At 69.4% G+C, this 8587-nt stretch carries 8 protein-coding genes; 1 reads left to right on the forward strand and 7 read right to left on the reverse strand.

Annotated elements, in window-relative coordinates:
- The first annotated feature begins 104 nt into the window (after window positions 1-104).
- Window positions 105-2162, forward strand: a complete 2058-nt coding sequence (locus ACYJP6_RS03455) for a methyl-accepting chemotaxis protein (protein WP_459473380.1) — start codon at window positions 105-107, stop codon at window positions 2160-2162.
- Between the two features lie 46 nt (window positions 2163-2208).
- Here the strand turns inward: ACYJP6_RS03455 and ACYJP6_RS03460 are convergent, their stop codons facing one another.
- The 7 genes from ACYJP6_RS03460 to bioB all read right to left on the reverse strand — a co-directional run bounded on the left by ACYJP6_RS03460 (window position 2209) and on the right by bioB (window position 8345).
- Window positions 2209-2475, reverse strand: coding sequence for a hypothetical protein (locus tag ACYJP6_RS03460; protein WP_459473382.1), 267 nt, complete (start codon window positions 2473-2475; stop codon window positions 2209-2211).
- Window positions 2476-2565: 90 nt separating this feature from the next.
- On the reverse strand, window positions 2566-3672 hold the full coding sequence (locus ACYJP6_RS03465) for a hypothetical protein (RefSeq protein ID WP_459473384.1): 1107 nt from the start codon (window positions 3670-3672) through the stop codon (window positions 2566-2568).
- 91 nt (window positions 3673-3763) lie between these two features.
- On the reverse strand, window positions 3764-4435 hold the full coding sequence (gene bioD, locus ACYJP6_RS03470) for a dethiobiotin synthase (protein ID WP_459473386.1): 672 nt from the start codon (window positions 4433-4435) through the stop codon (window positions 3764-3766).
- 5 nt (window positions 4436-4440) lie between these two features.
- Entirely contained in the window at window positions 4441-5256 is an 816-nt protein-coding gene (gene bioC / locus ACYJP6_RS03475; RefSeq protein ID WP_459473388.1) for a malonyl-ACP O-methyltransferase BioC, read from the reverse strand.
- Window positions 5237-5962: an alpha/beta fold hydrolase gene (locus ACYJP6_RS03480; RefSeq protein ID WP_459473390.1), complete on the reverse strand. Its 726-nt coding sequence runs from the start codon at window positions 5960-5962 to the stop codon at window positions 5237-5239. Before ACYJP6_RS03480 ends, bioC begins: the two co-directional genes overlap by 20 nt.
- Window positions 5963-5969: 7 nt before the next feature.
- Entirely contained in the window at window positions 5970-7145 is a 1176-nt protein-coding gene (gene bioF / locus ACYJP6_RS03485; protein ID WP_459473392.1) for an 8-amino-7-oxononanoate synthase, read from the reverse strand.
- A 150-nt stretch (window positions 7146-7295) separates the two neighbouring features.
- A complete protein-coding gene (bioB, locus tag ACYJP6_RS03490) occupies window positions 7296-8345 on the reverse strand; it encodes a biotin synthase BioB (protein WP_007159868.1) in 1050 nt (349 codons plus the stop codon).
- Between the last annotated feature and the right edge of the window lie 242 nt (window positions 8346-8587).

The following is an 8587-nucleotide window of genomic DNA, read 5'->3' on the forward strand; positions in this document are numbered from 1 at the left end:
CCCTATCTTTCAAGAAAGTCGTTAGTTTGCCGACAAGTCGTCTTATGAGCACCCGGAAAGGGTGGACGGCAGGTGCCGGTGGTTGGTCAGAGGAGCGGTCGAAGATGGGCGTTTTATTGTCACCAGGCATTCGCGCGCTGGGCCGTTTCGGCTTCGCCCGCAAATTCATGCTGCTACTCGTGCTGTTCATCCTGCCGCTGGTGGTCAGCCTCTGGTTGCTGGGGGCGGACTTCCAGGCCAAGCTCGCGAGCGTCAGTGGCGAGCGCAGTGGCGTCCGGCTGCTGCAGCGCCTGGATGCCCTGGAAGCCGAGCTCAATGCCCAGCGCAACCTCACCGCCCGCTGGAAGGCGGTCGACACCAGTCGGCAGCAGACGCCGGCGGTGGAGGCCGCCATCGCGGCGCTGGAAAAGCGCGGCGACAGCCGGCGCGAGCGCCTGGCCGCGCTGCAGCAGCAGGTCACCACCGAGGCCCTCGGCAGCGATGTCGAGAAGCGCTTCCAGGCTCTCCAGCAGGCGGTCGCCGGTCTCGAAATCAAGGATCTGCGCAGCCTGGGCTGGTGGCCGGATGGCTATGACAGATTCACCGCCGCCCTGGGCGCAGTCCAGGCACTGCGCGAACAGATCGCCCTCGACAGCGGCCTGATCCTCGACCCCTGGCTGGAAACCTACCTGATGATGCAGATCAGCACGACCCAGTCGGTCGAGCTGTACGAACGCCTCGGGCGCCTCGCCAGTGTCGGCCAGGCCAGCGTCGCCTCCGGCCAGTTCAGCCTGCAGAGCCGCCTGCAGCTGCGCGACCTGCGCGCCCGGGTCGGCGATTCCACTGACAGCCTGGCCAAGGTCGCGGCGCTGCTCGGCAGCAAGCTGCCCGCTGACCTGGCGAGCTGGAAGGACGACTACCAGCAGGTGAACGGCCAGCTGGACGCCAGCCTCAAGACCCTCGACCAAGGGCTGTTCGGTGGCGAGATCACCCTCAAGCCGGAGCAGTTCGAGGCGACCCTCGATGGCGTTCTGCACGGCCTAGAGACCTTCCGCCAGCAGACTCTCAAGAGCCTCGATCATCGGCTGCAGTTCTACGGCGCCGATGCCACCCGCAGTTTCGCCTTCATCGCCGGCGGCTTCGGGCTGCTGCTGGTGGTGACCTGCTACCTGCTGCTGTGCATGCAGACCGCCATCCGCGGCAGTGCGCGGCGCATCACCACCCTGGCCGAAGGCCTGCGTGATGGTGACCTGACCCACAAGGCCGAGGTTGCCGGCCAGGACGAACTGGCGCAGATCGGGCGGGCGCTGGATCTGGCGGTGGTACAGCTGCGCGGCAGCCTGCAGGCGGTGGAGCAGGAGAGCCGCCAGGTGGGGACGGCCTCGGGCGCCTTGGGCGAGCAGGCCGAGGCAGCGCTGGGCGCCGTGGAGGCCCAGCGGCAGCAGATCACCCAGATCGCCACCGCCGCCACCGAATTGGCCGCTACCGCCCAGGGCGTGGCCCAGAGTTGCGAGGAAGCCGCCGGGCGCGCCGCGCAGATGCGTGGCATCGCCCAGGCCAGCCAGAGCGATAGCCGGCAGACCACCGCCAGTATCCAGCGGCTCAACCAGCGGCTGGACGAGACGGCCGCGGCCATGGCCCAGGTGAACACCCAGGCCGGCCAGATCCAGCAGGTGGTGGACGTCATCCGCGGCATCGCCGAGCAGACCAACCTGCTGGCGCTCAATGCCGCCATCGAAGCCGCGCGGGCGGGCGACCAGGGACGAGGTTTCGCGGTGGTGGCCGACGAGGTGCGCTCGCTGTCGCAGCGGACCCAGGCGTCCACGGCGCAGATCGCCGGAACCGTCGGCAGCCTGAGCAGCACCGTGGCCCAGGCCGTGTCCCTGATGCAGGAGGCCTGCGGCCAGGCGGCCAGCGATGCCCAGTCCATCACCGGGCTGGGGCAGCGGCTGGAAGAGATCGCCGAGTCGGTGCAGGGGGTGTCGGACACCCTGGTACAGATCGCCACGGCGGCCGAACAACAGGCGGTCACGGCCGATCAGGTCAGTGGCAACATCCAGCAGGTCGATGGTGCCGCAGCCGACCTGCTGAGCAACGCCCGCACCGTGCAGTCGACGGCGGTCGGCCTGGATGCCGGCAGCCGTACCCTGGCAGCCAACACCACCCGCTTTCGCCTGAGCTGAACGAACGAAGGGGCGCCGCGGCGCCCCTGGTCTGGCGGAAGGATGTTCAGGCCTTGGTGTCGATCAGGGTGCCCAGAGTTTCCTGGGCGGTCTGCATGACCTTGCTGCCGGCCAGGGCCTGGTATTTGCCGACGTCCAGGTTGACCAGCTGGCTGGCCAGGTCGGCCTGGCTGCTGGTGGTCGCGCTCAGGGCTTCGTCCTGGTTGCGCGCCGTCTGGGAGGCGATGGCGCTACCGGCCTTCTCCACCGTGCGACTGCCGTTCTGGAAGGCCTGCACCCCGGCATAGAGGGTGCTGCTTGAGGTCACGTTCATGGACGAGGTCCTCGACGGTGATGTCAAAGGGCTATTGAAGCAGCTTTGACGCCAACAAACCAGCGAGCAATGTGACCGCCTGTATCAGAGCTATTGCTGGATCGTCGCGCTGTTGCCCTGGCCGCTCTGGCGCAGGCTTACGCTGTTGCCCGTGCCTGTCTGGCTAATGGCGGCATACTGGCCGCCGCCCTGCTGACTGGCGCTGACCCGGGCTTCGCTGCCCAGCCCTGCGTGCAAGACATGGCCGTCGCCCAGTTGCTCGACACCGAGTTCGACGTTGTCACCGATCCACAGCGCGCTCACCTCGTTGTCGTTGCCCTGGGTGGCCAGGGTCAGGCGGGAATCGTCGCCGCCGATCAGCACGGTGGCGCCGTTGCGACTGCCCGCTTGCTGCAGATCGAGGTGGTTGCCCTGGCCGGTCACGTTTACCTGAACGGTATTGTCGTCACCGAGCTGCCGCGCGCTGACGCTCTGGGCGCTAGCGTCGCGGCCGTTCTGCTGCACCGCCGCCTGGTTGCGGTTGCCGATCTGGATCAGCTGGACGTCCTGCCGCCGTGCGCCCTGGCGAGCGCCAGCCCGGTTGTCGTCGCCGCGCTGTTCGACCACCGCGCGGTTGGCAGCGCCACCCTGCAGCAGCTCGACCTGGTTGCGCGCGCCCAGGCTCAGCACGTCCTGGACGTGATCCTCGCCTACCTGCCTGAGTCGCGCCGCACCGTCACGACCATCCTGGAACACACTCAGCCCGTTGCGCGCGCCCTCCTGCTCGATGCGCAGCCGCTGGTCGTCACCGCCCTGGCGCACCAGGGCTTCGTCGAGCAGGCCGCGCTGGAGGATCTCCACCGCGTTGCGCTGGCCATGGCCCTGGTAGACATAGGCGTGGCTCTGGCTGGCTTCGCGCTGGTCGATGGCGACCTCGCGCGCGCCGCCAGTGGCCTGGGTGATATTGGCGAAGTTGCCGAGGCCGCCCTGCTCGACGCGGGTGCTGTCGCCCAGGGACGCGCTCTGGGTGAGATAGGCCTGGCTGGCGCGGCCGGTCTGGACCACCTCCAGCCTGCCCTGGCGGGTGTCGGCGTCCTGGGTCAGGAAGGCGCCCAGGCGTTCGCCGCGCTGATCCACGAGGGTCTGGTTATCCAGGGCCCAGGCGGTGCTGGTCAGGCCGAGCAGGCCCAGGCAGGTGAAGAGCTTGATGGCAGGCACGGCGGCATCCGCTGGAGAGGCCGCGCGAGGGCGGCAGCCAGGGCAGTCTGCCGCCGCCCTGGCCGAGCGGCCATCGCCCGAAAGACTGATATCAGCCGGGTAGGCGCAGGTGCGCGGCGACGGCGGCCGGGGTGGCCGCGGCCAGGTACGGCACCGTGCCCAGGCAGGGCGCCGGCAGGCGCTCGTGCAGGGTGGCCAGGTTGTCGTCCAGGCGCAGGGTGGCCGGGGCCACCAGGTTGGCCACCCAGCCGGCCAGCGGCAGGCCGTCGGCGAGGATGGCCTCGGCGCTGAGCAGGGCGTGGTTGATGCAGCCCAGGCGTACGCCCACCACCAGGATCACCGGCAGCTGCAGCTCCCGCGCGAGATCCGACAGCGACTCGCGACCGGCCAGGGGCACGCGCCAGCCGCCGGCGCCTTCCACCAGGGTGAAGTCCGCACCCAGGGCGAGGATCCGCCGCACCGGCGCGGCCAGGCTGGCGACGCTGAGGTCGATGCCGGCCTCGCGCGCCGCCAGGTGCGGGGCGATGGCCGGTTCCAGGGCTACGGGATTGATGTCGCCGTAGCCGAGCGGCAGCGAGGTCTCGCCCAGCAGCGCCAGGGCATCGCCGTTGCGCAGGCCCTCGGCGGTGCGTTCGCAGCCGGAGGCCACCGGCTTGACCCCGGCGGTGGCGAGACCCTGTTGGCGGGCACGGTGCAGCAGGCCGGCGGCGACGGTGGTCTTGCCGATCTCGGTATCGGTACCGGTGACGAAGAAGGCAGGCATAGGGGTCATTCCTTGCGCAGCAGGACGTGGATCACCTGGTAGGTGGCGGGCAGCCCGGCGGGCTCGCGCCGGCTCTCGTAGGCCTGGGTGAAGGCGGCCAGGCGCTGGCGACCGGTGAGGCCCTGGGGTCGCCCCTGGTTGAGGTTGTGGGCGCCGATGGCCTTGAGGTGCTGGGTCAGGGCGCGCAGATCGGGGAAGTGCAGCCGCTCGGGCGCGACCTCCAGCGCCAGTACCTGCAGGCCGCTGGCGGCTGCCGCTTCGGCATAGGTGGCCTGGCGGCGGAAGCGATTGACGTGCACCTGGTCGTCCACCTGGGCCCAGCTCTGGCGCAACTCGGCGAGGGTACCCTCGACCAGGCTGCTGAAGGCCAGCACCCCGCCTGGCCGCAGGACGCGCCGCGCCTCGGCGAGCACGGCGGGCAAGTCGGCGCACCACTGCAGGGCCAGGCTGGAGACGACGAGGTCGCAGCAGGCGTCGCGCAGTGGCAGGCGTTCGGCGTCGGCAGTGAGGTAGTGCCGGGCACCGGCGCCCTGGGCGCGGGCGTGGCGGAGCATGCCGGGCGCCAGGTCCAGGGCCAGGCCTTCACTGTGGGGATGACGCTGGGCCAGGGCCCGGCTGCAATAGCCGGTGCCACTGCCCAGGTCCAGCCAGCGTTGCGGATCCAGCCAGGTTTGCTCCTCTAGAGCGTGTAGCCGGGCGAGGAGGCCGTCGGCGACCCGGCGTTGCAGCAGCGCGGCGCCATCGTACTGCGCGGCGGCGCGGGAAAAGGACAGCGCCACCTGGCGCTTGTCGGGCAATACGTCAGCCATCGCGTCCTGCATAGATGAATTCACGGATACGGGTAGCCACCTCGTCCGGGCGCTCCAGGGGCAGGCCATGGCTGGCGTGCTCCAGGACCTCGACCTGGGCGGTCGGCAGCTCGTCGCGCAGGGCCTGGGCGGCCGTGGCCGGGACCAGGGCGTCGTGGGCGCCGAACAGGTGCAGCTGGGGACCGCTGAAGGCCTGCAGGGCGGCGCGGGTGTCCAGGCGGGCGAGCAATTCCAGGCCGGCCAGGACCACCTCGGGATCGACCTCGGGCAGGGTCACCTGCAACTGGCGGGCGAGGGTACGGCTGTCGCGGGCGCCCTGGGCCACCAGCAGGGTGAAGCGCTTGAGGGTCTGGTCGGCGTCCAGCGAGCAGGCTTCGAAGAAATCGGTGAAGACACTGCGCGCCATGGCGGTCTGCCAGCCGGGACGGGCGACGAAGCAGGGGTTGCTGGCCAGGGTGACGAGGCCATGCACGCCTTCCGGGCGACGCAGGGTGAATTCGCTGGCGAGCATGCCGCCCAGCGACCAGCCGGCCAGCCAGACGCCCTCGGCGATGCGGGCTTCCAAGTCGGTGAACCATTCCTGGGTGTCGGCCTGCGCTGGCAGCGGCTCGATCAGCACGTCGAGGAAGGGCGCCTGCTCGGCGAGTTCGTCACGCAGGGGCTCCAGCGGAGCATTGCCCAGGCCCCAGCCGGGCAGCAAGATCAGGGTATCGCGCATTGGTCGGTCACTTATCCGCGTCGGGCGGTAATTCGGCCATGGCCTGGGCCAGAGCGTCGAGCAAGAGGTCCACGTGCGCTTCGCGATGGGCCGCCGTCAGCGTCACCCGCAGGCGGGCACTGCCGGCCGGCACGGTGGGCGGTCGGATGGCGGTGACCAGGATCCCGCGGCGGCGCAGGGCGGCGGAGAGTGCGAGGGCGCGCGCGCTGTCGCCGACCAGGATGGGCTGGATCGGCGTGGCGCTGAGCATAAGGTCCAGGCCGAGGGCCGTCGCGCCTGTGCGGAATCTCTGGATCAAAGTGTGCAGGAGCTCACGGCGCCAGCCTTCCTCGCGGACGAGCTGCAGGGCGGCGAGGGTGGCGCAGGCCACCGCCGGCGGCTGGCTGGTGGTGTAGATGTAGGGGCGGGCGAACTGGATCAGCGTCTCGATCAGCTCCTCGCTGCCGGCGACGAAGGCCCCGGCGGTGCCGCAGGCCTTGCCCAGGGTGCCGACCAGCACCGGGACCTGGCTCTGGTCCAGGCCGAAGTGTTCGACGATGCCGCCACCGCTGGCGCCCAGGGTGCCGATGCCGTGGGCATCGTCCACCAGGGTCCAGGCGCCGTGGCGCTGGGCGACCTGGCAGAGTTCGGGAAGGGCGGCGAGATCGCCATCCATGCTGAAGACGCCATCGGTGACCACCAGGGTATCGCCCTCGGCCTTGGCCAGGCGGCTGGTCAGGCTGGCGGGATCGTTGTGCAGGTAGCGGCCGAAGCGCGCGCCGCTGAGCAGGCCGGCGTCGAGCAGGGAGGCGTGGTTGAGGCGATCTTCCAGCACCGTATCGCCACGTCCGACCAGGGCGGTGACGGCGGCCAGGTTGGCCATGTAGCCGGTGGAGAACAGCAGGGCGCGCGGCCGGCCGGTAAGTTCGGCCAGGGCCTCTTCGACCTGGTGGTGCGGGCCGCTGTGGCCGATCACCAGGTGCGAGGCGCCGCCACCGACGCCCCAGCGCTCGGCGCCGGCGCGCAGGGCGGCGATCACCTGGGGATGGTTGGCCAGGCCCAGGTAGTCATTGCTGCAGAAGGCCAGCAGGGCTTCGCCATCCACCACCACCTCGGGACCCTGGGGCGCTTCCAGCAGTGGTCGGCGCCGATAGAGGTGCTCGGCGTGACGCTGGGCCAGGCGGGCGGCGAGGTCGAAGGCCATGGAGTGTCTCGATAAGGTTGCAAGGCCCCTCACCCCAGCCCTCTCCCTAGGGAAGAGGGGGTGGTCTGGAGCGCGGATTGGCTGCAGGGTGTTCCCTCACCCCGGCCCTCTCCCAGGGGAGAGGGGGAAGAGCAGGGCGGGGAGTGGGGGTCAGGCGGTGGCGGCGTCGTAGAAGAGTTCGCTGTTGCGCTGTTCCACCAGGGCCTGCTCGATGGCGGCCTGGTGCACCTCGTCGGCGTGCTCTTCGCGGGCTTCGGGCTGGATGCCGAGGCGGGCGAACAGCTGCATGTCCTTGTCGGCCTGGGGGTTGCCGGTGGTCAGCAGCTTCTCGCCGTAGAAGATGGAGTTGGCACCGGCCAGGAAGGCCAGGGATTGCATCTGCTCGTTCATCTGCTCGCGACCGGCGGACAGGCGCACATGGGACTTGGGCATGAGGATGCGCGCCACCGCCAGGGTGCGGATGAAGTCGAAGGGGTCGACGTCCTTTTCCTCGGCCAGCGGGGTGCCCTGGACCTTGACCAGCATGTTGATTGGCACCGACTCGGGGTGCTCGGGCAGGTTGGCCAGCTGGATCAGCAGGCCGGCGCGGTCGTCCACCGACTCGCCCATGCCGAGGATGCCGCCGGAGCAGATCTTCATCCCGGCTTCGCGGACGTAGGCCAGGGTCTGCAGGCGCTCGCCGTAGGTGCGGGTGGTGATGATGTTGCCGTAGAACTCCGGCGAGGTGTCCAGGTTGTGGTTGTAGTAGTCCAGGCCGGCGTCGGCCAGGGCGCGGGTCTGCTCCTGGTCCAGGCGGCCGAGGGTCATGCAGGTCTCCAGGCCCAGCGCCTTGACGCCCTGCACCATCTGCAGGACGTAGGGCATGTCCTTGGCGGACGGGTGCTTCCAGGCGGCGCCCATGCAGAAGCGGGTGGAGCCGATGGCCTTGGCCTCGGCGGCCGCCTCCAGCACCTTCTGCACCTCCATCAGTTTTTCCTTTTCCAGGCCGGTGTTGTAGTGACCGGACTGGGGGCAGTACTTGCAGTCTTCCGGGCAGGCGCCGGTCTTGATCGACAGCAGGGTGGAGACCTGCACACGATTGGGATCGAAGTGTTGGCGATGCACGCCCTGGGCCTGGAACAGCAGGTCGTTGAAGGGCTGCTGGAACAGGGCGCGGACCTCGGCGAGAGTCCAGTCGTGACGCAGGGCGGTAGCGCTCATGGGAAATCCTCGTTACGGAAAACGGCCGGGTGCCGGAGCGGGGCCTTCGAATGCGGTCGACCTTAGCGGAAGTCTTGGTCGACTACTGTTCATAAAATGAACAATTGCCGGATTTTTTGCAGGGAGATTGACGGAGTCGTAGATACCATCTCTCCCACCAATCACAACAGGCCTGTTAAAGGGCCTGTCGTGGTTGATAAGGTCGCTGCGTCTTGAGCACGCCATAGGCGATCTGCAGCAGC

It is taken from the genome of Pseudomonas sp. No.117 (assembly GCF_054558395.1).